Origin of the sequence: Inquilinus limosus DSM 16000, from assembly GCF_000423185.1 — a bacterium.
GTDB classification, from domain to species: Bacteria; Pseudomonadota; Alphaproteobacteria; order DSM-16000; family Inquilinaceae; genus Inquilinus; species Inquilinus limosus.
In genome coordinates this window covers 1-19189 of the sequence record NZ_AUHM01000009.1, presented here as the reverse complement: position 1 = coordinate 19189, position 19189 = coordinate 1, and the positions used below count along the sequence as shown (strand labels likewise).

Sequence of the window (19189 nt, the reverse complement as noted above, 5' to 3'; positions counted from 1 at the left end):
AGTGAATGCTATGGACCACATGGTCGCGCTTCGGGTGTTCCGGAAGGTGGTGGAGCTGGAGAGCTTCGCCCGGGCCGCCAAGGCCCTGCAGCTCTCCCCGGCCGCGATCAGCAAGAACATCGGCGAGCTGGAGCGGCACGTCCAGGCGCGGCTTCTGAATCGGACCACGCGCCGGATGAGCCTGACCGAGGCCGGGTCGATCTACTACCAGCAGATCCGCCGCATCCTCGACGATATCGAGGACGCCGACCGGTCGCTCAGCGCGTTGCAGAACAAGCCGGGCGGGCTGCTGCGCGTGGCCGCTCCCGTCTCCTTCACGCTCCTCACCCTGTCGCCGGCGATCCCGGCCTTCCTGGCGAGATATCCGGAGCTCTCGCTCGACCTGAACCTGGACGACCGCCGGGTCGACATCGTGAAGGAGGGGTACGACGTCGCGATCCGGGGCAGCGACAGTCTGGAGGAGTCGAGCCTGGTGGCGCGGCGGATCTTCACGATCGAGCACGTCGTCTGCGGGGCGCCGGACTATTTTCGCCGCCGGGGTGTTCCCCGGGAGCCGGATGACCTCGGCCGGCACGAGTGCATCCAGTTCACCCTCTCCGGCCACGCCGGCGACTGGGAGTTCCGAAGGGACGGGCGGTCCGTCCGGGTGCCGGTCGACGGCCGGTACAAGGTCACGTCGAGCATCGCCGTGCGCGACGCGCTGCTCGCCGGTTTCGGCCTCAGCCTCGTGCCCCGCCACTACGTGGCCGACGATCTCGCCCGCGGGACCCTCTCCGCGGTTCTGGACGGCTGGTCGACGGTCGAGACCCCGGTCTACGCCATCTACCCGTCCAGGCGGTACCTCGTCCCGAAGGTCCGCGCCTTCATCGACTTCATCGTCGAGGAGTTCGGCAGGATCCAGCCCCGGCCGAACGCTCGATCGTGAGGGAAGGGGGCATGAGGCCCCTCGTCAGTGGCCGCCGCCGGCCTCGCGTTCGGCCAGAATCGCCTCGCTGGCTGCCACCAGCACCGACAGCGCCACGCCTTCCGCCGCCAGGCCGACATTCTCGATCGACGGGAAGGTCGGGGCGATGCGGATGTTGCGGTCGTCCGGGTCGCGGCCATAGGGGAAGGTCGCGCCCGCCGGCACCATCGTCACCCCGGCCTCCTGCGCCAGGGCCACGGCCCGCTTGGCGCAGCCGCGGCGCACGTCGAGGCTGATGAAGTAGCCGCCCTCGGGCTCGCTCCAGCGGGCCACGCCGGCGCCGCCGAGAAGCTCGGCGAACACCGCCTGCACGCGCTGGAACTTCGGTGCGATGATCTGCCGGTGCCGCTCCATATGCGCGGCGATGCCGGCGTCGTCGCGCAGCAGCCGGACATGGCGCAGCTGGTTCACCTTGTCCGGGCCGATCGACTGGCGGCCCAGATGCCTCCGCGTCCAGTCCATGTTGGCGGCCGAGCTCGCGAACAGCGCCAGGCCGCCGCCGGCGAAGGTGATCTTCGAGGTCGAGCCGAAGACGAAGGGCCGGTTGCCGTGCCCATGCCGGGCGCAGGCCTCCAGGATGTTCGCCAGCGCATGCGGCCGTTCGGTCAGATGGTGCACGGCATAGGCGTTGTCCCAGAACAGCCGGAAGTCGGAGGCCGCGGTGCGCATCGCCGCCAGCCTCTCCACCGTCTCCGGCGAATAGGTCTCGGCCGTCGGGTTGCTGTATTTCGGCACGCACCACATGCCCTTGACCGACGGGTCCTCGGCCGCCAGCCGCTCGACGACGTCCATGTCCGGCCCGTGCCCGGTCAGCGGCACCGGGACCATGCGGATGCCGAAGCTTTCGCAGATCGCGAAATGCCGGTCGTAGCCGGGAACCGGGCACAGGAAGGTGACCGGGGCCTGTGCGGCCCAGGGCTTCTCGCCGTCCGGTAGGCCGTGCAGCAGGGCGAAGACGATCAGGTCGTGCATCAGCCGCAGGCTGGAATTCCCACCGACCAGCACCTGCTCGGCCGGGGCGCCCAGCATCGGTGCGAACAGGGCCCGCGCCTCCGGCAGTCCGCGCATGTCGCCGGGATAGTTGCGTCCGTCGCTGCCCTCCGCCGACCGGAATCCGTCCGGTCCGGGCAGGGACAGCAGCGCATTCGAGAGATCGAGCTGCTCCGGCGACGGATTGCCCCGGCTGCTGTCCAGCTTCAGCCCGCGGGCGCGGAAGGCGGCGTGCCGGTCCCCCGCCTGACGCCGGAAGGCACGGAGGTCGTCTGTCATCATGGTGTCGAGGGGCTGCATGGCCGTCTCCGAAGCGCGTCGTGCCGAACGATGCGGGGAAGCTAACGACGCCCGGGGCGGCAAGGCCAGAGGCAAGCCATGCAGGAACATCGGTCCTGGCCTGCCGGTTAGGCGTCGGGGTCATGACGGCGTCCTGGGATGAAAGTCCGCCTGCCGCCATAGATGGGGGCAGGGGAATAGGAACCGGCCCCGGCCGTTGTTCCGGTGTCGAGAAGGGGAAGAGACAGCGTGGGGGATGAGGTTCGGTCCAACCTCGCGGCCCATCTGCCGCGGCTTCGGCGCTTCGCCTGGGGCCTGGCGGGGTCGCGGGATGAAGGCGACGATCTGGTGCAGGCGGCGTGTGAGAAGGCGCTGGCCCGGTCGCATCAGTTCACGCCGGGCACAAGGCTGGACAGCTGGTTGTTCCGGATCGTCCAGACCACCTGGGTCGATCGGCTGCGCCAGCGCCGGACGCGGCGCACCGAGGCGGACGACGAAGCCCTCGCGGCGGTGCCGGACGGGCGCGGCCATGCCGGCGAGGCGCGGCTGGCGCTGGGCACGGTGGAACGGGCCATCGCCGCGCTGCCGGAGGACCAGCGCAGCGTGCTGCTGCTGGTCTCGATCGACGGGGCCTCTTATCGCGAGGCGGCAGAGATCCTGGAGATCCCGATCGGCACGGTGATGAGCCGGCTGGCGCGGGCGCGTCTGGCCCTCGGGCGGGCGCTGGACGGTACAGGAGAACAGGGGAAAGGTGATGGCGGACGACCGGTCGAAATCCTGGGATGACGCCCTGATCGTCGCCTATCTCGACGGCGAACTGCCGGCGGAGGAGGCGGCGCGGGTCGAGGCGATCCTGCGCGAGGACCCCGTGGCGGCGGAGACCGCCCGGCTGATGCAACTCGGCGGGCAGGCCGCCCGCGGTGCCTATGCCGAGGCGATGGCCGCCCCGCTACCGCCCGGGCTCGCGGCCCTGGCGCAGCCGGGTGCGACCCGGCCGGCCGGGCGAGCCTTCGACCTGGCGCGATGGCTCGGCCTGGCCGGCTGGCGCGGCGTGGCCGTCGCCGTCCTGGCCGCTGTGGTCGCCTTCGGCCTCGGCATCATGATCCCCCGCAACGACGAGCCGGGCGTCGTCCGGACCGCCGGCGGTCCGGCACTGGACACGGCAGACGAGGCCGCGGCCGCGGCGCTGCTGCAGGCGCTGGAGACCGGGCCCGACGGCGGCACGGTGGCGGCGGGCGATCGGCAGATCCGCATCATCGGGCCGGTGGATCCCGGCTTCCCCGCCCATTGCCGTGCCTTCCGCATCCTGTCCCCCGCGGCGGAGGATGGCGTTGCCTGCCGCGGCGCCGACGGCGCCTGGGCGGTCCTGACCCTGCCGGCCGCTCCGGGCGGCGACCGATGATCCGCGCCGCGTTTCTGGTTGCCGTGGCCCTGCTGGCGACGGAGCTGCCGCGTCTCCTGGTCCCGGACCTCGGCCCGGCCTTCGACTGGTCGGCCCGGGCGGATGACGACGGCGGCGACAGCGGCGGCGACAGCGGCGGCGATGACGGGGGTGGCGATGACGGAGGCGGGGACGACGATGGCGGCGGGGACGATGACGGCGGGGGAGGGGATGACGACGGCGACGACGACAGCGGCGCGGACGATGATCGCGATGACGATGCCGACGATCGCGACGACGCGGCCGGCCGTCCGCCGGCATCGCGGCCGTCGCGCCAGGACGGCGGTCACGACATCGTCGCCGACGAGATCGTGGTGGTCGAGGATGCGGCCCGGTCGCATCTGCCGGAGCTGCGGCGGATCGGCTTCCGGCCGATCGACGAGCGGCCGCTGCGGCAGCTGGACCTGCTGCTGATCCGCCTGCGCATTCCGGGCGGCATGACGCCCGAGACGGCCCGGTCCGTGCTGCAGCGGCGCTTCCCCGACCTGCTGCTGGATCTGCACCATCTGTACCGGCCCTCCGGCACGGTGGCGCTGCCGCCGCTCGACTTCGCCCGATCCTTGATCGGCTGGCGGGACGACCTCGCCATGTGCAGCGACGGCGTCGCGGTCGGCATGATCGACACCGGGCTGTCCCCCGACATGCGCCGGGCTCTGGGGCGATGGCTGGTGTCGGCGGATTTCTCGTCCTCGGGACCCGAGGATCATGGCCATGGCGATGCCGTGGCCGCGCTGCTGGCCGGCGGCGGCCGGACCCCGGCCCTCCTGCCGCGGGCCCGGCTGCGTGCCGCCGACGCCTTCGAGCCCGGCGACGCGAACGGCGACGTGGCCAGCGTCGTCGCCGTGGCCCTCGCCCTCGACTGGATGGTGGCGCAGCGCGTGAAGGTGGTGGCCCTGAGCTTCGCCGGCCGCGAGAACGCGATCCTGGCCGAGGCGGTCCGCCGATCGTCCCGCGCGGGGCTGGTGCTGGTGGCGGCGGCCGGCAATGACGGGCCCGGCGCGCCGCCGGCCTATCCGGCGGCCCTGCCGGAGGTGGTGGCGGTGACGGCGGTCGATCACCACCGGGCGGTTTATGCGGCGGCCAATCGCGGCGCCTATGTCGACGTGGCGGCGCCCGGGGTTCGGGTGCCTGTGACCGATGCGTCCGGCAGCACCCGCCTGGTCACCGGCACATCCTTCGCGGTTCCCTTCGTGGTCGCCGCGCTGGCCGCCGATCCGCAGTCGATGGATGGAGAGAGGGCCGCGCTGCGCGGCCTGGCGGCGCGGGCCCAGGATCTCGGCGCGCCAGGCCGTGACTCGGTCTATGGCGTCGGGCTGATGCAGGCCCCGCCGGGCTGCCTGGGCGAATGAGGCGCAAGGCCACAGAGCCTCATTGTCGTCGCGAAGGCCCGATCCCGCGGGCCGATCGCGGTGGCCGTCCGTTCGGGATCGGCCGCCGAAGCGGCCGATCCGTCCGGTGTCTCAGCCGGCGGCCGTCGCCTCCTTGCCGAGCAGGTTGCGCTCCAGCTCGCCGCGCAGCTTCTCGTCGGCGAAATAGGACAGGTTCTGCTCGCGGATCCTGGCGCCCTCCTCGTCATAGAGGAAGGGCAGGGTGCAGTAGCGCGTGCCCTTGGTCACCGGCAGCGCCTCGTGCAGCAGCGAGCAGGAGAACACAATCGCGCCGCCGGTCGGCGCCTTATAGCTGTGGCGGTCGTATTCCGGGAAACGCAGCTCGCCGCCCTCGAACTCCTCGGCGTTCAGGTTGATGGTTACGGCGAAGCGGCGATGCGCCGTGCCCTTGGTCGTGTTGTCGCGATGGGCGCGGAAATAGCCGCCCTCGCCGGAATCGTAGCAGGCGACGATGTAGCGTTCGATCCGCGTGGCGTTGAACTGGAAGACCTTCCTGATCTCCGGCACCAGGCGCCGCTCGATCCGGGCCTTCATGCCCAGGCGCAGCGTCTCGTCCTCGATCGTCGCATCCTTGCGCTTCTTGTGCGCATGGTCGACCGCGGCGGCGGTGCGGCCGTCCGGCAGGGTCTGCATGAAGCCGCTCTCCTCGCCGCCGACCTTCTTGTAGTAGTCGATCAGGGCGCGGCAGAACTCCGGCTCGAACAGATACGGCACCAGCAGCACCGGCGCGCCGGGCGTGGCCGTGCCCAGCCTGGTCAGCGGCGGCAGCTTGCTGACGAACTCCGCCAGGATCCTGGCGTGCTGGGCCCCGTCCTCGATCGGGAAGCGGGCAAGCACGCGCAGGCCGGGCGACAGCACATAGCTGACCTTGCGCTGTTCGGCGCCGTAGGTCGTGCTGATCTTGCGGTCGAAATCGTAGAAGTGGCGCAGCCCCGGGACCCGGGTCGGCAGCCGCCCCGGCTGGGCGTCGTTCCGGTCCTGGCTGACGCCGAAGAAGGCGGCATGGGCGTCGTTGAACGGCCCGATCTCGGCCGCGATCGTCGACAGGAGCCGCGCCGACTGGGCATCGCCGGCCGAACCGAAGAAGCTGAGAACGATGTAACGTCCGGCCACAGTGTCGAAGCGGAAATCCGGCCGTTGCGGCGTCGGGACCACGAAGAGCGGCGCGGGATCGCCGGGCTCCAGCAGTCGGGGCATTCAATCCTCCACGAAAATACGATCGCAATTGAGATCCGCTCGCATACTATCGCAGGATTGTGGCCGCCGTCGTGCCTCATGTCACATGTCGCGCCGAGGCTGCTGCACGGCGAATCCGGGCGGCGCTTCGGTCGTCCTGCTGTGCCACGGTTGAGCGCGAGGATTCGCCCGAGGTCGAGACGAGGTCAGGATGAGCCGCAGCCGTACCACCCCCCGCCGCCGCCGCGACGGCGCGGGCGGGCTCCATCAGCTCCCCTGGCAGCTCGTCGAGAATCCGATGCCGCCGGTCGAGGTGCTGCGGCCGGACCAGATCGAGCGCATCCACGACGCCTCGCTGACCATCCTGGAAGAGATCGGGATGGACTTCCTGCACGACGAGGCGATCGAGATCCTGCGCCGGGCCGGAGCCGAGACCACCCCGGGCAGCCGCCGCGTCCGCTTCGACCGCGGCCTGGTGCTCGGGGCCGTGGCGAAGGCGCCCTCGGCCTATACCTTCCATGCGCGCAACCCGGAGCGGAACGTCCGGATCGGCGGCCGCTCGATCGTCTTCGCCTCGGTCGGCTCCGCCCCCAACGTCTCCGACATCGAGGGCGGGCGGCGGGTCGGAAACTACCGCGACTACTGCAACCTGCTGCGCCTCGGCCAGGCGCTGAATGCGATGCACATCTTCGGCGGCTATCCGGTCGAGCCCGTCGATCTGCATCCCGCGACCCGGCATCTCGAGGCGCTGCGCGCCTTCGTCACCCTGTCCGACAAGCCTTTTCACGCCTATGCGCTGGGTCGGGTGCGGATGCGCGACGGCATCGAGATCGTCCGCATTGTCCGCGGCGTCGGCCGCGAGCAGCTGGAGCGCGAGCCCAGCCTGTTCACCGTCGTCAACACTTCCTCGCCGCTGCGCCTGGACGGGCCGATGATCGAGGGCCTGATCGAGATGGCGAAGGCAGGCCAGATCGTCACCGTCACGCCGTTCACCCTCTCCGGTGCCATGGCACCGGCGACGCTGGCGGGGGCGCTGGCGCAGCAGAACGCCGAGGCGCTGGCCACCATCGCCCTGATCCAGCTGGTCAGGCCCGGGGCACCGGTGATGTATGGCGGCTTCACCTCGAACGTCGACATGAAGTCGGGGGCCCCGGCCTTCGGCACGCCGGAATACGCCAAGGCGGCATTGGCCGGCGGTCAGCTCGCCCGGCGTTACGGCCTGCCGTACCGGTCCTCCAACACCAATGCTTCGAACGCGGTCGACGTGCAGGCGACCTATGAAAGCATGGTGTCGCTGTGGGCGGCGGTGCAGGGCCACGCCAACATGATCATGCACAGCCTCGGCTGGCTCGAAGGCGGGCTGCGGGCCAGCTTCGAGAAGATGATCGTCGATGCCGAGCTGGTGCAGACCATGGTCGAGTTCCTGAAGCCGCTGGTGGTCGACGACGACACGCTTGGCCTGGACGCGATCCGCGAGGTCGGGCCGGGCGGCCATTTCTTCGGAGCGCAGCACACCCTGGCCCGCTACGAGACTGCCTTCTACGCGCCGATCCTGTCCGATTGGCGCAACTTCGAGAGCTGGCAGGAGGTGGGGGCGCCGGACGCCACCCAGAGGGCGCACCAACTGTACAAGCGCATTCTCGCGGAATACGAGCCGCCGCCGCTCGACCCCGCCATCGCCGAGGAGCTCGACGCCTTCGTCGCGAAGCGGAAGGAGGAGGGCGGGGCACCGAGCGACTAGGCGCTGCCGATCAGGATCCCGGTCAGGAACACCAGCAATCCGCCGACCACGACCTGGAAGGTGGACGCGAGCAGCGGCGTGTCCATGAAACGGTGGCGGACCCAGGAGATCGCCGCCAGTTCCACCGCCACCACGGCGACCGCGACCGCCGTGGCGATGCGGAACTCCGGGATCAGATAGGGCAGGGTGTGGCCGAGGCCGCCGAGCGTGGTCATGCCGCCGCAGACCAGCCCGCGCATCCAGGGCCGGCCGCGGCCGGTCAGGCTGCCGTCGTCCGACAGCGCCTCGGCGAAACCCATGCTGATGCCGGCCCCGACCGAGGCGGCGAGGCCGACCAGGAAGGTGTCGAAGCTGTCATGCGTCGCGAAGGCCGCGGCGAACAGCGGGGCCAGGGTGGAGACCGACCCGTCCATCAGCCCGGCCAGGCCCGGCTGCACGACCTGAAGCACGAACAGGCGCCGCTCGTCCTCGTCCTCGCGCTCTTGCACCTTGGCCGGGACGTGCTTGGCCTCCAGCTGCTCGGCGACGTGCTCATGGCGCCGTTCCTCCGCCGCCAGGTCGCCCAGCAGCTGGCGGATCGAGGCGTCCGTGGCGCGGCTGGCGGCGCGCTCGTAGAAGCGCCGCGTCTCCGCCTCCATCGCCTCGGCCTGCTTGCGCACCGTGTCCAGCGACAGCGGCCGTGACAGCCACACCGGCTTGCGGCGGATGAAGCCGCGGACCACATGGCGGTTGATCAGCGGGATGTGGTCGCCGAACCGCGCCTTGTAGAGGTCGAGCAGACGGTGGCGATGTCCATCCTCCTCGCGCCCCATGCCGCGGAAGACCGCCGCCGAAGCCGGGAAATCCGCGGCGAGGCCCTCGGCGAAATCGCCGTAGATCCGCGCGTCCTCCTCCTCCAGCGAGATCGCCAGCGCCAGCAGCTCGCGCTCCGTCAGCTCCGAGAAGTCCTTCATTCATCGCCTCCATCCCGGCTTCCGCTTCGCTTCTCATCCCGGGCGCGGGCGAAGGCAACGACGAACGACTCGCAGCGCGGCGGGGCCGAGCCGGCCGGCGTCGCGGGCGAGATATAAATTCATAACGATATCCTTATATTTAAGTGGTGTTCGCGTCGGCCCGGCGGTACCGTTCCGTCGTTGCCGCGGTTTTTCAGAAGGTCCGGCCATGTCCAGCACCCGTTTCCACGATCTTCTCGCCGCCAAGCCGATCCTGTTCGCCGACGGCGGCATGGGAACCGGCCTGTTCGCCCAGGGGCTGGAGACCGGGGACAGCCCAGAGCTGTGGAATATCGAGCGGCCGGAACGGGTACAGGCGGTGCATCGCGGCTTCGCCCAAGCCGGCTCCGACATCCTGCTGACCAACACTTTCGGCGGCAACGCGCGGCGCCTGGCGCTGCACAGCGCCCAGGGCCGGGTGCGCGAGCTGAATGTCGCCGGCGCCCGGATTGCCCGCGCGGTGGCGGAGGAGTTCGACCGCCCGATCGTCGTCGCCGGCTCGATGGGGCCGACCGGCGACATCTTCCAGCCGGTCGGCGTGCTGAGCCACGAGGAGGGTGTCGCCGCCTTCGCCGAACAGGCCGAGGCGCTGGCCGAGGGCGGCGTCGACGTGCTGTGGATCGAGACCATCTCGGCGGCGGAGGAGATCGCGGCGGCGATCGAGGGCGCGTCGCGCACCGGCCTGCCGATCGTCTCGACCATGACCTTCGACACCAATGGCCGGACCATGATGGGGCTGACGCCCGAGGCGGCGATCACCCATGGCCGCAACTGCGCCTGCCGGCCCAGCGCCTTCGGCGCCAATTGCGGCATCGGCCCGGCCCAGCTTTTGGACAGCATCCTCGGCCTGGTGCGCGCGGCGGAGGCCGACGACATCATCGTCGCGAAGGGCAATTGCGGCATCCCGCAGTACCGCGAGGGCGCCATCGTCTATGACGGCACGCCGGAGATCATGGCGTCCTACGCCGTGCTGGCGCGCGATGCCGGCGCCCGCATCATCGGCGGCTGCTGCGGCACCACGCCCGAGCACATCCGGGCCATGGTCGCAGCGGTGAACGACACAGCCCGCGGCCCGGTGCCGGACATCGAGACCGTCGAGCGGCTGCTGGGTCCGGTCAAGGCCCAGTCCGGCCGCCCGGCCGAAGGCGGCGGCGAGCGCGAGGGCCGCCGGCGGCGCCGAGCCTGACCGCCCGTCAGCGGGGGGCGGTCGTCCGGCTGGCGGCTGTGGCTGGTTCCGGGATCTCGGCGGGACCGCCGCCGATGCGCTCCAAGGTCTGGATGTGCCGACCCAGCAGTGCGACCGCCTGATCGACGGCTCCGCGCCGCAGCGCCTCCAGGATCTGGCGGTGGTCCTGGTTCGAGCGCGGCTGCCACACCGCCGACCGGGTCGCCGCGAAGGCGAAGCGCGAATTGGCGAGCTGCAGCTCCTCCAGCATCGCCAGCAGGCGCGGCATGCGGCAGGCGGCCACCAGCTCGCGATGGAAGGTCCGGTTGGCCGCCTCCCATTCGGCGAAGGATTGCGCCCGGTCGCCCGCGGCGACGGCCTCCGCGATCCGCTCGATCTGCGCCGGCGTCAGCCGGCGGGCCGCGTGCCGCAGCGCCAGCACCTCCAGCGCCGCCCGGATCTCCACAACCTCGCGCATCGACCGCTCGTCCAGCGGCGCCACGCGCATGCCGCGCCGCGGCTCGCTGACCGCGAGGCCCTGGGCCTGTAGGCGCTGAAACGCCTCGCGGACCGGCACATGGCTCGATCCGAACTCATGGGCGACGTGGTCCTGACGCAGCGGCGCGTCCGGCGGCAGCTCGCCGGTCACGATCCGCTCGGCCAGGATGCTGGCGATCCGGTCGGCGATGGTCTGCGGGGTGGTGTCGGTTTTTGGCATCTTGGTCATAGATTATCTATTGGATTAAGCGGTGAATTCGCCCGAACGAGCGATTAAGCTCGGCTGCATCGGTGATCATAGATCGCCTGTTAGAGATTATCTATAATTTAGGAGTCTGTGATGAAGCCTTCGGTTGAAGCGTCGCTGTCCGTTCCCGCCCTCGCCGGCTGGCGCATCCCCGCCGCGATCATCGGCGGCAGCCTGCTGATGGCGCTCAGCGCCCAGATCACGATCCCGTTCTGGCCGGTGCCGATGACCATGCAGGTCTGCGCCACCTTCCTGCTGGCCGGGCTGGCCGGCGGGCGGCTGGCGGCCGCGATGGTCGTGGCCTATCTGGCGGAGGCGGCGGTCGGCCTGCCGGTCCTCGCCGGCGGCAGTGCCGGGCTGGCGCCGCTCGTCGGCCCGACCGGCGGCTATCTGCTCGGCTTCGCCGTCGCCGCCTTCCTGGCCGGCGAGTGGATCCGGCGCCGCCCCGGCGGGCTGATCGGCACCGCCGTGCCGATGCTGGCCGGGCTGGGCGTGATCTATCTGCTCGGCTGCCTCTGGCTGGCGCAGTTCACCGGCTGGCAGGCCGTCATTGCCGCCGGCGTCGCGCCCTTCCTGGCCGGTGACGTGCTGAAGGTCCTGCTGGCCGCGGCCGTGACCATCGCCCTGCGCCGCCTGCGGAGGGCCGCGTGACGGCGGCCGCCGTCGACTCCCGTGCGAAGCCCGCCGTCCGGTTCGACCGGACGCGGGCCGAGGCGCTGTACAGCCTGCCGTTCCCGGAGTTGCTGCACCAAGCACAGCTCATCCACCGCGAGAGCTTCGACCCGGCGGCGGTCGAGACCGCCAGCCTGCTCAGCATCAAGACGGGAGGGTGCCCGGAGGATTGCGGCTATTGCTCGCAGAGCGCCCGCCACGACACCGGGGTCAAGGCCACGCGGCTCATGGACCCGAAGGCGGTCGTGGAGCGCGCGGCTCAGGCCAAGGCCGGCGGGGCCGGGCGCTTCTGCATGGGGGCGGCCTGGCGCAGCCCGAAGGACCGCGACCTCGACCGGGTCTGCGAGATGATCGCGGGAGTCAAGGCGCTCGGCCTGTCCACCTGCGTCACGCTCGGCATGCTGACCCGGCCGCAGGCGGACCGGCTGAAGGCGGCGGGGCTCGACTACTACAGCCACAACGTCGACACCTCGCCCGAGTTCTACGGCCGGATCATCACCACAAGGACGCTGCAGGACCGGCTGGAGACGCTGGGCCATGTCCGCGCCGCCGGCATCAAGGTCTGCTGCGGCGGCATCGTCGGCATGGGCGAGACGGTGGACGACCGGCTGGGCATGCTGCTGCTCCTGGCCGGGCTGGACCCGCATCCGGAGAGCGTGCCGCTGAATCTGTGGAACGAGGTGCCGGGCACGCCGGTCATGGCCATGGCGGCGAAGCCCGACCCGATCGACTTCGTCCGGCTGGTGGCGGTGGCGCGGATCTTGTTGCCGCGCAGCGTGCTGCGCCTTTCCGCCGGCCGGCAGTACATGAGCGACGAGATGCAGGCGCTGTGCTTCCTCGCCGGCGCCAACTCGATCTTCCTCGGCGATGTGCTGTTGACCACGGCCAATCCCGGCGTGGATCGCGATGCGCAGCTCCTGGACCGGCTCGGGCTCAAGGCGGTGACGGGCGGGCTGGCGCCGGCCGCCTGACGCATCAGCGCGGCCACTCCGCCATCGGCTGGGCGGACTCGACGATATGGACGCCGAGCTCCGCCCAGCGGGCGAAGGCCTCCTCGGCATGCGGCGTGAAGTCCAGCGCCGGGATCGGCCGGCCCTCCGCATCCAGGCCGACCACGGCCGACATGCAGTCGCTCAGGACATAGACCCGGCGCGGCAGGGCGGGGTCGAGCGCCCGCATCCGGCCGAGGAGGTCGTCGACCGACCAGCGCACACAGTGGCTCGAGGCCTGGCCGGCCACGACGATCCGGTCGGCGCGCAGCAGCTCCAGCAGCGCCGAATCGTCCTGCGGCTTCACCAGCCGCCCGCCGTCCCAGCGGTCCGGCACCTCCGGCGCGAAGGCGGAATAGCTCTCGCTCCAGGGATCGTCGCCCTTGACGATCACGGGCGTCGGCGCGCCGCGCAGCATGGCATGGAACAGCCACGCCTCCTGGACCAGCCCCGGCATGGCATGGCCCTCCGACCCGATCAGGCAGTGGTCGGGCCAGATGATCAGGGCGTTGCGGCCTTGCCGCTCCAGGCTGCGGATGTAGTGCCTGAGCTGCCGCTCCACCCAGGCCGCGCCCTCCGCCGCGACGTCGGAGGGCAGCAGCGCCGGCACGCCGGGGCTTGGCCGCAGAGCGCCGCCGGCCAGCGCCTCCTCGGTGATGACGGTGAACGGCTCCGGCGGGCGGCCGCCGGCATCGACCCAGAACGAGCGGTGGAAGATCTGCAGCGGCGTGTGGGTGTCGAAGGTCGGGACGATCCGGTCGATGGCGCCGAGGTTGCGATGGATGAAGGCGGCGATCCGGGCCGTGTCCTCGACCGCGCCGCGTCCGGACCGTCCGCCGACATAGAGTGCGCCTTCCGGCAGGCAGAAATCGCGCTGCAGGTCGATCAGCAGCAGGTCGATGCGGCCGCTTTCGGCCGGCTTCACCCGGCTGAGCCACGCCTCGGCCGCGGCGCGCAGCCCGGCGATGTCCGGCCGATACGACCAGTCCCCGGCCCGGGCCGGGTCGAAGAAGGGCGGAAGCTCTGCTGTGGCGGTCATGCCGGCCCTGCTGCCTGTCGCCGTGACGGCGGAGTATAGCAGGGGACCGGACCGAGGAATGCCTTACTGGAACAGGCTGGAGACCGACTTCTCCTCGGCGATGCGCAGGATCGCCTCGGCCATCAGCGGGGCGATGGTCAGCTGGCGGATGTTGTGGCTGAGGCGCACCGCCTCGGTCGCCAGGATGCTGTCGGTCGTCACCATCTCCTTGAGCGGCGAGGCGCCGACCCGGGCGACGGCGCCTCCCGACAGCACGCCGTGGCTGATATAGGCGAAGACCTCGGAAGCGCCGCGTTCCATCAGCGCGACGGCGGCGTTGCACAGCGTGCCGGCGCTGTCGGCGATGTCGTCGATCAGGATGCAGCGGCGGCCGTCGATGTCGCCGATCACGTTCATCACCTCGGACACGCCGGCGCGCTCGCGCCGCTTGTCGATGATGGCGAGGTCGGCGTCCAGGCGCTGCGCCACCGACCGGGCGCGGACCACGCCGCCGACATCGGGCGAGACGATGACCAGGTTGTCGCTGGGGAAGCGGCTGCGGATGTCCTTCACGAACACCGGCGCGGCCACCAGGTTGTCGAGCGGGATGTCGAAGAAGCCCTGGATCTGCCCGGCATGCAGGTCGAGGGTCAGCACCCGGTCGGCGCCGGCGCGGGTGATCAGGTTGGCCACCAGCTTGGCCGAGATCGGCGTGCGCGGGCCGGTCTTCCGGTCCTGACGGGCATAGCCGTAATAGGGCATCACCGCGGTGATCCGGCGGGCCGAGCCGCGGCGCAGCGCGTCGATGGTGACCAGCATCTCCATCAGGTTGTCATTGGCCGGGAAGCTGGTCGGCTGGATCACGAACACGTCCTCGCCGCGGACGTTCTCGAGAATCTCGACGAAGACCTCCATGTCGGCGAAGCGCCGGATCTGGGCCTTGGTCAGCGGGATTTGCAAATAGGCGGCGATCGCCTCGCAGAGCGGGCGATTGCTGTTGCAGGCGATGATCTTCATGGGGGGCGGCTCGGTGGTCTCGGGCGGTGGCCGGGGCCGGATGCGGCTGCGTATATCCCGCGCGCTTCGGGGTGTAAACGGACTTCACGCAATCCTGACCCCGAATTGTCACATCACCATCAGGAGCACGCAGCCGCCGAGCAGCGCCACGATGATGAACAGGAACAGAGTGATCAGATGCGGCATCTCCGTCAGCCCGTCAGCAGGATGGCCGAGATCTGCCGGCCGTAATCCTGCTCCTTCCTCAAGGTGGTGCGGCGATAGCTGAAGAACAGGTCCTCCCGCCCCAGAGTGTCGAGCCCCGTGACCGTGACGTCGCGCAGCCCGGCCCGGCGCAGGCGCCGGGCGACATAGCCCGGCAGGTCGAAATGCGGGCGCGGCTCGGCGCCGTTGCGGGGAGTGTGGAAGAAGCCCGCGCTGTCCGGGTCTTCGGCCAGGAAGCGGTCGCGGAACTCGGGGCCGACCTCGTAGCTGCTCGGGCCGATGCAGGGGCCGATGGCGGCGGAGATCCGCTCCGGCTCCGCGCCGAGCGCCCGCATGGCGGCGATGGTGGCATCGGTGACGCCGGCCAGCGCGCCCTTCCAGCCGGCATGGGCGGCGCCGACCACCCCGGCCTCGGCATCCGCGAACAGGATCGGCGCGCAGTCGGCGGTCAGGATGCCCAGCGCCAGGCCCGGCCGGTCGGTCACCATGGCGTCGGCCTGCGGCGCCGTCTCCGGCGTCCACGGCCCGGTGACCGTGGCCACCCGGGGGCTGTGCACCTGATGGACGGTCAGCAGCGCCTCGGCCTGTCCCAGCTCGCGCCGGCAGCGGTCGCGGTTCTCGGCGACGGCCTCGCGCCGGTCGCCGGAGCCGAAGCCGCAGTTGCGCGAGGCGAAGATGCCCTCGCTGACGCCGCCGGTGCGCGGGAAGAAGCCGTGACCGATGCCGGGCAGGGCGGACAGGGCGTCGATGGTGATCACGGTGCGGGCTCCGGCCGATGCGGATGGGGACGGAATAGCATCGCCGGCCGGATCAGGGAAATCCCGCCGGCGTGCCGAGGCCGGGTGCGGTCAGGGCCAGCGCCTTGAACAGCGTGCCCATCTGCTCCGGGCCGGCCAGCCGCCCGACCGCGGCGTCGATCTCGGCGGCCCGCGCCGGGGAAGCCGCCTTCAGCTGAGCCGCGCGGGCGCGCAGACCGAGCGCCTCGAGGAACGCGCCCTGGGGCACCGGCCCATGGGCCTCGGCGCCGGCCTGGGTCGCGGCCTCGGCCAGGGGCTGGAAATCGACATGGGCGGTCAGGTCGGCCTCGCCCGGCGCCTCCAGCGGGTCGGCGAAGGCGTGGCGGCGCACCGCCTGGAAGCTGTCGCCCGGCGCGCTGCGGGCCGGGCCGTAATCGACGATCAGCGCGGCGCCGCCCTGTTGCGCCAGGCGGCGACCGAGCAGGGCGGCGTGCGACAGCCCGGCCGGGCAGGCTTCGGCGATCGACCCTTCCGGCGCGTCCCGCACCGCCTCGGGGATCAGGGCCAGGCCCGGATCGGCGCGGGCCGAGAGTTCCCAGCGCAGCCGGCCCGATTCCTCGTCCCAGCCGATCAGCCGCTCGTGCCAGTCCTTGGCCCCGCGCTGCCACTGCCGGATCGGCAGAGCGTCGAAGAACTCGTTGGCGACCACCAGCGCCGGCCCGTCCGGCAGGTCGGCCAGCCGGTCGAGCCAAGCGGGAGCCGCATCGGCCAGCCGCGCCGCCTGGGCCGCGCGCAGGGCCGGGCTGGTTTCGACCAGATGCAGCCGCAGCGCGGCGCGGAAGGCAGGCGCGGCACGGCGGATGGCGCGCAGCGCGTCCTGCATCAGCGTGCCGCGGCCGGGGCCGAGCTCCACCAGCAGCACCGGGCCGGGCGCGCCCATCCGCTGCCACAGATCGGCGCACCACAGCCCGATCAGCTCGCCGAAGATCTGGCTGATCTCCGGCGCGGTGGTGAAGTCGCCGGCCGCGCCCAGCGGGTCCTGCTTGACGTAGTAGCCGTGCCGGGGATGGCCCAGCGCCTCGGCCATGTACTGCGCCACCGTCAGCGGCCCGTCGACGGCGATGCGGCGGCGCAGCAGGTCGAGCAGCGCGGTCACGTCGCGGTCGGCGACGGGGCAGGGGCCTCGACCGCCGGCCGCCGGGCGGCCCACAGCACCACGACGATGCCGGCGGCGATCATCGGCAGCGACAGCAGCTGCCCCATGGTGGCGCCGAGCCAGAGGAAGCCGAGCTGGGCGTCCGGCTGGCGCACGAACTCGACCAGGAAGCGCGAGAGGCCGTAGCCGATGGCGAAGACGCCCAGCACCAGGCCTGGCTTCGCCCGGATCCGCGGATTCGCCGCCAGCGGCAGCAGGATCAGGAACAGCAGCAGCCCCTCCAGCCCCGCCTCGTAGAGCTGGCTCGGATGGCGCGGCTCCGGCCCGGCATTGGGGAAGACCATGCCCCAGGGCACGTCGGTGACGCGGCCCCACAGCTCGCTGTTCACGAAATTGGCGATGCGGCCGAAGAACAGGCCGATCGGCGCGGCCGCGGCGACCACGTCGCCCAGCAGCAGGGGCGAGAAGCCGCGCCGCCAGGCGAACAGGATGATCGCGGCGGTGACTCCGAGGAACCCGCCGTGGAAGGACATGCCGCCGTGCCAGATCTCCAGGATCGACAGCGGCTCCTTCAGATATTCGTCGAGATTGTAGAACAGGACATAGCCGAGCCGGCCGCCCAGGATGGTGCCGACCACCGCCCAGGTCAGGAAGTCGTCCAGCGCCAGACGGTCGGGCGGCAGCGTGGTGCGGCGGGTCAGCCACAGGGCGTAGCGCCAGCCCAGGAGGAAGCCGGCGATGTAGGCGAGGGCGTACCAGCGGATCGCGACAGGGCCGATCTGCAGGGCGACCGGATCGAACCAACCCATCTCTGTTCCCGTTCGGGGGGCGAAGCGTGCCCTTATAGGCGCGCGGTCCAGGGCGTTGCAACGCGGGGGGCCGGCCGCCATATTGCCCGATGATGACGACCTTTGCTGAAAGCCGCCTGCGATGCCCTTCGACACCAAGCTGATCGACGATCTGGTCCGCGTCGCGACCGGAGCCTTCGGTGCCGTCGCCGGCGTCCGCGAGGAGGCGAGGACCCGCCTGCGCGAGCAGTTCGAGCATGTCCTGTCGCGCCTCGACGTGGTCACCCGCGAGGAGTTCGAGATCGTCCGCGCCCTGGCCCAGCGGGCCCGCGAGGAGCAAGAACTGCTGGCCGCCCGGGTGGCGGCGCTGGAGGCCGCGGCCAAGCCGGCGGCGCCGGAGCCCGCTGCTGCCCCTGCGGCTGCGGCCCAGCCTGCCCGCAAGGCCAAAGCGGCCGTGCCGGCATCACCGGCCGGGGCCCCTGCGCCGAAGGGCCGCAGGCCCCGCGCCAAGGCAGCGGACTGATTTTCGTCACAAATCATCCACAACTTTTATCGTGACGGCGGTGCATATCGGATTGCGCCCAACAACCCCTTGTGCGACCGTTGTCTTGGAAAGGCTGTAATGGACAACACCACTACACGTTGGGTATTGGCCGAGAGCGAGGGCCATAGATGCGCCTCGCCGCGGTACGGGAGCGGAGGATCATGACCACAGCGTCCCAGACCTTCGAGGAAGCCGCCTTCACCCAAAACCCCCTCGACACGCTCGAGGAGATCGTCAGCGCCAACGACTGGAGCTTCGAGCGCGCCAGCGCCGAGGAGATGCTGGCCGAGGTCGCCGGCCGGTGGTGCAGCTACCGCCTGTTCTTCTTCTGGCAGGAGGAGATCAGCGCCATGCAGTTCTCCTGCCAGTTCGACCTGAAGGTGCCGGAGAAGAAGCGCCGCGACGTGGCGGAGCTGCTCGGCATCATCAACGAGCGGATGTGGCTCGGCCATTTCGATGTCGACTCCGAGGAGCAGACGCCGATGTTCCGGCACACCACGCTGCTGCGCGGCGCCCAGGCCGCGAGCCAGGAGCAGCTGGAGGACCTGGTCGACATTGCGCTGACCGAATGCGAGCGCTTCTACCCGGCCTTCCAATTCGTCCTCTGGGGCGGCAAGAGCGCCGGCGAGGCGGTCTCGGCCGCGATCCTGGACACGGTCGGCGAAGCCTGAGCCGACACGGAGTGGCCGATGCGGCCATGACGACGAGCCCGGCTTCGCGAGAGGCCGGGCTTTTTTGTAGCGCCAGGACTTGCAATGCGCCTTGATGGCGACCTCCTCGTCATCGCGAGGCGCGCAGCGTCGTGGTGATCCAGAGGACGGTGCCACTGGATAGCTACGCCCCTGCGGGGCTCGCCATGACGGCTATATGTTTCGGATAGCGGTTCCCGGCAGCATCGGCGCTCAACTGCTGTCCAGCTTCCGGGGCCCGGACGGCGGGCGGCCGTCGTCGGACTCGTCCGGCGGTTCAGGCCAGCCGTGCCCGGTGTCAGGATTCACAGCAGTGATGTCCGTGCCAGCGTCGGGCGGACTGCCGGAGGCGTTGTCATTGGCCTTGGCGACATCGTCCCAGCCCTGCGGCAGCCGGCTCGGGTCCAGCCGGCGGCCGAGCCAGCGGCAGACCTCCCGCACGAACTCCCCGGCCGACAGGGTGTCGAGCTGCACGTCCAGCACCTCGTCCTCGG

Annotated in this window: 20 protein-coding genes; 10 read left to right on the top strand and 10 right to left on the bottom strand. The window is 71.0% G+C overall.

The genetic code is table 11. The features are described from left to right. The first annotated feature begins 10 nt into the window (after positions 1-10). On the top strand, positions 11-925 hold the full coding sequence (locus G537_RS0111055; protein ID WP_026870178.1) for a LysR family transcriptional regulator: 915 nt from the start codon (positions 11-13) through the stop codon (positions 923-925). A gap of 24 nt (positions 926-949) precedes the next feature. On the opposite strand, the gene G537_RS37435 is transcribed toward G537_RS0111055, so the two are convergent. Then, complete coding sequence (locus G537_RS37435) at positions 950-2254, bottom strand: aspartate aminotransferase type Ic (protein ID WP_034851399.1); 1305 nt, start codon at positions 2252-2254, stop codon at positions 950-952. A gap of 228 nt (positions 2255-2482) precedes the next feature. Here G537_RS37435 and G537_RS37430 point away from each other — a divergent pair, with 228 nt between their 5' ends. Genes G537_RS37430 through G537_RS37425 form a run of 3 tightly spaced genes read left to right on the top strand, consistent with a single transcriptional unit; the run spans position 2483 to position 5023 of the window. After that, positions 2483-3019 carry an RNA polymerase sigma factor gene (locus tag G537_RS37430; RefSeq protein ID WP_051248303.1) on the top strand — a complete coding sequence of 179 codons (537 nt, stop codon included), beginning with the start codon at positions 2483-2485 and terminating at the stop codon, positions 3017-3019. Next, positions 2988-3635 (top strand): anti-sigma factor family protein, encoded by a 648-nt coding sequence (locus G537_RS0111040; protein WP_026870177.1) that lies wholly within the window; start codon positions 2988-2990, stop codon positions 3633-3635. Before G537_RS37430 ends, G537_RS0111040 begins: the two co-directional genes overlap by 32 nt. Next, positions 3632-5023 (top strand): S8 family serine peptidase, encoded by a 1392-nt coding sequence (locus tag G537_RS37425; RefSeq protein ID WP_051248302.1) that lies wholly within the window; start codon positions 3632-3634, stop codon positions 5021-5023. The genes G537_RS0111040 and G537_RS37425 overlap by 4 nt, the downstream gene beginning before the upstream one ends. Before the next feature lie 111 nt (positions 5024-5134). Here G537_RS37425 and G537_RS37420 read toward each other — a convergent pair whose 3' ends face one another. Beyond that, positions 5135-6259 (bottom strand): 2OG-Fe(II) oxygenase, encoded by a 1125-nt coding sequence (locus tag G537_RS37420; RefSeq protein ID WP_034851397.1) that lies wholly within the window; start codon positions 6257-6259, stop codon positions 5135-5137. Between the two features lie 190 nt (positions 6260-6449). Between G537_RS37420 and G537_RS37415 the strand changes: the two genes are divergently transcribed. Continuing rightward, complete coding sequence (locus tag G537_RS37415) at positions 6450-7979, top strand: trimethylamine methyltransferase family protein (protein ID WP_051248301.1); 1530 nt, start codon at positions 6450-6452, stop codon at positions 7977-7979. Here G537_RS37415 and mbfA read toward each other — a convergent pair. After that, the gene (gene mbfA, locus G537_RS0111020) at positions 7976-8932 is read right to left on the bottom strand and encodes an iron exporter MbfA (protein ID WP_026870176.1); all 957 of its coding nucleotides are present in this window, start codon (positions 8930-8932) and stop codon (positions 7976-7978) included. The two genes, G537_RS37415 and mbfA, sit on opposite strands and share 4 nt — an antisense overlap. A gap of 208 nt (positions 8933-9140) precedes the next feature. Between mbfA and bmt the strand changes: the two genes are divergently transcribed. Next, positions 9141-10157, top strand: a complete 1017-nt coding sequence (gene bmt, locus G537_RS0111015; RefSeq protein WP_026870175.1) for a betaine--homocysteine S-methyltransferase — start codon at positions 9141-9143, stop codon at positions 10155-10157. 7 nt (positions 10158-10164) lie between these two features. Here the strand turns inward: bmt and G537_RS37410 are convergent, their stop codons facing one another. Then, a complete protein-coding gene (locus G537_RS37410; protein WP_245578990.1) occupies positions 10165-10863 on the bottom strand; it encodes a GntR family transcriptional regulator in 699 nt (232 codons plus the stop codon). Positions 10864-10974: 111 nt separating this feature from the next. On the opposite strand from G537_RS37410, the gene G537_RS0111005 reads away from it, so the two are divergent. Further along, positions 10975-11532 carry a biotin transporter BioY gene (locus tag G537_RS0111005; protein ID WP_034851395.1) on the top strand — a complete coding sequence of 186 codons (558 nt, stop codon included), beginning with the start codon at positions 10975-10977 and terminating at the stop codon, positions 11530-11532. Further along, on the top strand, positions 11529-12524 hold the full coding sequence (gene bioB / locus G537_RS0111000) for a biotin synthase BioB (protein WP_026870173.1): 996 nt from the start codon (positions 11529-11531) through the stop codon (positions 12522-12524). The genes G537_RS0111005 and bioB overlap by 4 nt, the downstream gene beginning before the upstream one ends. 4 nt (positions 12525-12528) lie before the next feature. Here bioB and G537_RS0110995 read toward each other — a convergent pair whose 3' ends face one another. The 5 genes from G537_RS0110995 to lgt form a co-directional block, all read right to left on the bottom strand. After that, entirely contained in the window at positions 12529-13581 is a 1053-nt protein-coding gene (locus tag G537_RS0110995; protein ID WP_026870172.1) for a cysteine hydrolase family protein, read from the bottom strand. Between the two features lie 63 nt (positions 13582-13644). Continuing rightward, positions 13645-14577: a ribose-phosphate pyrophosphokinase gene (locus G537_RS0110990; protein WP_026870171.1), complete on the bottom strand. Its 933-nt coding sequence runs from the start codon at positions 14575-14577 to the stop codon at positions 13645-13647. 191 nt (positions 14578-14768) lie between these two features. Then, positions 14769-15539, bottom strand: coding sequence for a peptidoglycan editing factor PgeF (gene pgeF, locus G537_RS0110985; protein WP_026870170.1), 771 nt, complete (start codon positions 15537-15539; stop codon positions 14769-14771). 52 nt (positions 15540-15591) lie between these two features. Beyond that, positions 15592-16674 carry a class I SAM-dependent methyltransferase gene (locus tag G537_RS0110980; protein WP_051248344.1) on the bottom strand — a complete coding sequence of 361 codons (1083 nt, stop codon included), beginning with the start codon at positions 16672-16674 and terminating at the stop codon, positions 15592-15594. Then, positions 16671-17483 carry a prolipoprotein diacylglyceryl transferase gene (gene lgt, locus G537_RS0110975; RefSeq protein ID WP_026870168.1) on the bottom strand — a complete coding sequence of 271 codons (813 nt, stop codon included), beginning with the start codon at positions 17481-17483 and terminating at the stop codon, positions 16671-16673. The genes G537_RS0110980 and lgt overlap by 4 nt, the downstream gene beginning before the upstream one ends. Positions 17484-17604: 121 nt before the next feature. Here lgt and G537_RS37405 point away from each other — a divergent pair, with 121 nt between their 5' ends. Continuing rightward, positions 17605-17985: an accessory factor UbiK family protein gene (locus tag G537_RS37405; RefSeq protein WP_064742115.1), complete on the top strand. Its 381-nt coding sequence runs from the start codon at positions 17605-17607 to the stop codon at positions 17983-17985. 182 nt (positions 17986-18167) lie between these two features. Beyond that, on the top strand, positions 18168-18677 hold the full coding sequence (locus tag G537_RS0110965; RefSeq protein WP_026870167.1) for a type III secretion system chaperone family protein: 510 nt from the start codon (positions 18168-18170) through the stop codon (positions 18675-18677). Positions 18678-18908: 231 nt separating this feature from the next. Here G537_RS0110965 and G537_RS44260 read toward each other — a convergent pair. Continuing rightward, the coding region (locus tag G537_RS44260) for a hypothetical protein (RefSeq protein WP_034851392.1) at positions 18909-19189 on the bottom strand (281 nt) is incomplete at its 5' end.

Coding starts and splice junctions, on each gene's coding strand:
- G537_RS0111055 (WP_026870178.1), top strand. CDS start 11: ATGGACCACATGGTCGCGCTTCGGGTGTTCCGGAAGGTGGTGGAGCTG.
- G537_RS37435 (WP_034851399.1), bottom strand. CDS start 2,254: ATGCAGCCCCTCGACACCATGATGACAGACGACCTCCGTGCCTTCCGG.
- G537_RS0111040 (WP_026870177.1), top strand. CDS start 2,988: ATGGCGGACGACCGGTCGAAATCCTGGGATGACGCCCTGATCGTCGCC.
- G537_RS37425 (WP_051248302.1), top strand. CDS start 3,632: ATGATCCGCGCCGCGTTTCTGGTTGCCGTGGCCCTGCTGGCGACGGAG.
- G537_RS37420 (WP_034851397.1), bottom strand. CDS start 6,259: ATGCCCCGACTGCTGGAGCCCGGCGATCCCGCGCCGCTCTTCGTGGTC.
- G537_RS37415 (WP_051248301.1), top strand. CDS start 6,450: ATGAGCCGCAGCCGTACCACCCCCCGCCGCCGCCGCGACGGCGCGGGC.
- mbfA (WP_026870176.1), bottom strand. CDS start 8,932: ATGAAGGACTTCTCGGAGCTGACGGAGCGCGAGCTGCTGGCGCTGGCG.
- bmt (WP_026870175.1), top strand. CDS start 9,141: ATGTCCAGCACCCGTTTCCACGATCTTCTCGCCGCCAAGCCGATCCTG.
- G537_RS37410 (WP_245578990.1), bottom strand. CDS start 10,863: ATGACCAAGATGCCAAAAACCGACACCACCCCGCAGACCATCGCCGAC.
- G537_RS0111005 (WP_034851395.1), top strand. CDS start 10,975: ATGAAGCCTTCGGTTGAAGCGTCGCTGTCCGTTCCCGCCCTCGCCGGC.
- G537_RS0110995 (WP_026870172.1), bottom strand. CDS start 13,581: ATGACCGCCACAGCAGAGCTTCCGCCCTTCTTCGACCCGGCCCGGGCC.
- G537_RS0110990 (WP_026870171.1), bottom strand. CDS start 14,577: ATGAAGATCATCGCCTGCAACAGCAATCGCCCGCTCTGCGAGGCGATC.
- lgt (WP_026870168.1), bottom strand. CDS start 17,483: ATGGGTTGGTTCGATCCGGTCGCCCTGCAGATCGGCCCTGTCGCGATC.
- G537_RS37405 (WP_064742115.1), top strand. CDS start 17,605: ATGCCCTTCGACACCAAGCTGATCGACGATCTGGTCCGCGTCGCGACC.
- G537_RS0110965 (WP_026870167.1), top strand. CDS start 18,168: ATGACCACAGCGTCCCAGACCTTCGAGGAAGCCGCCTTCACCCAAAAC.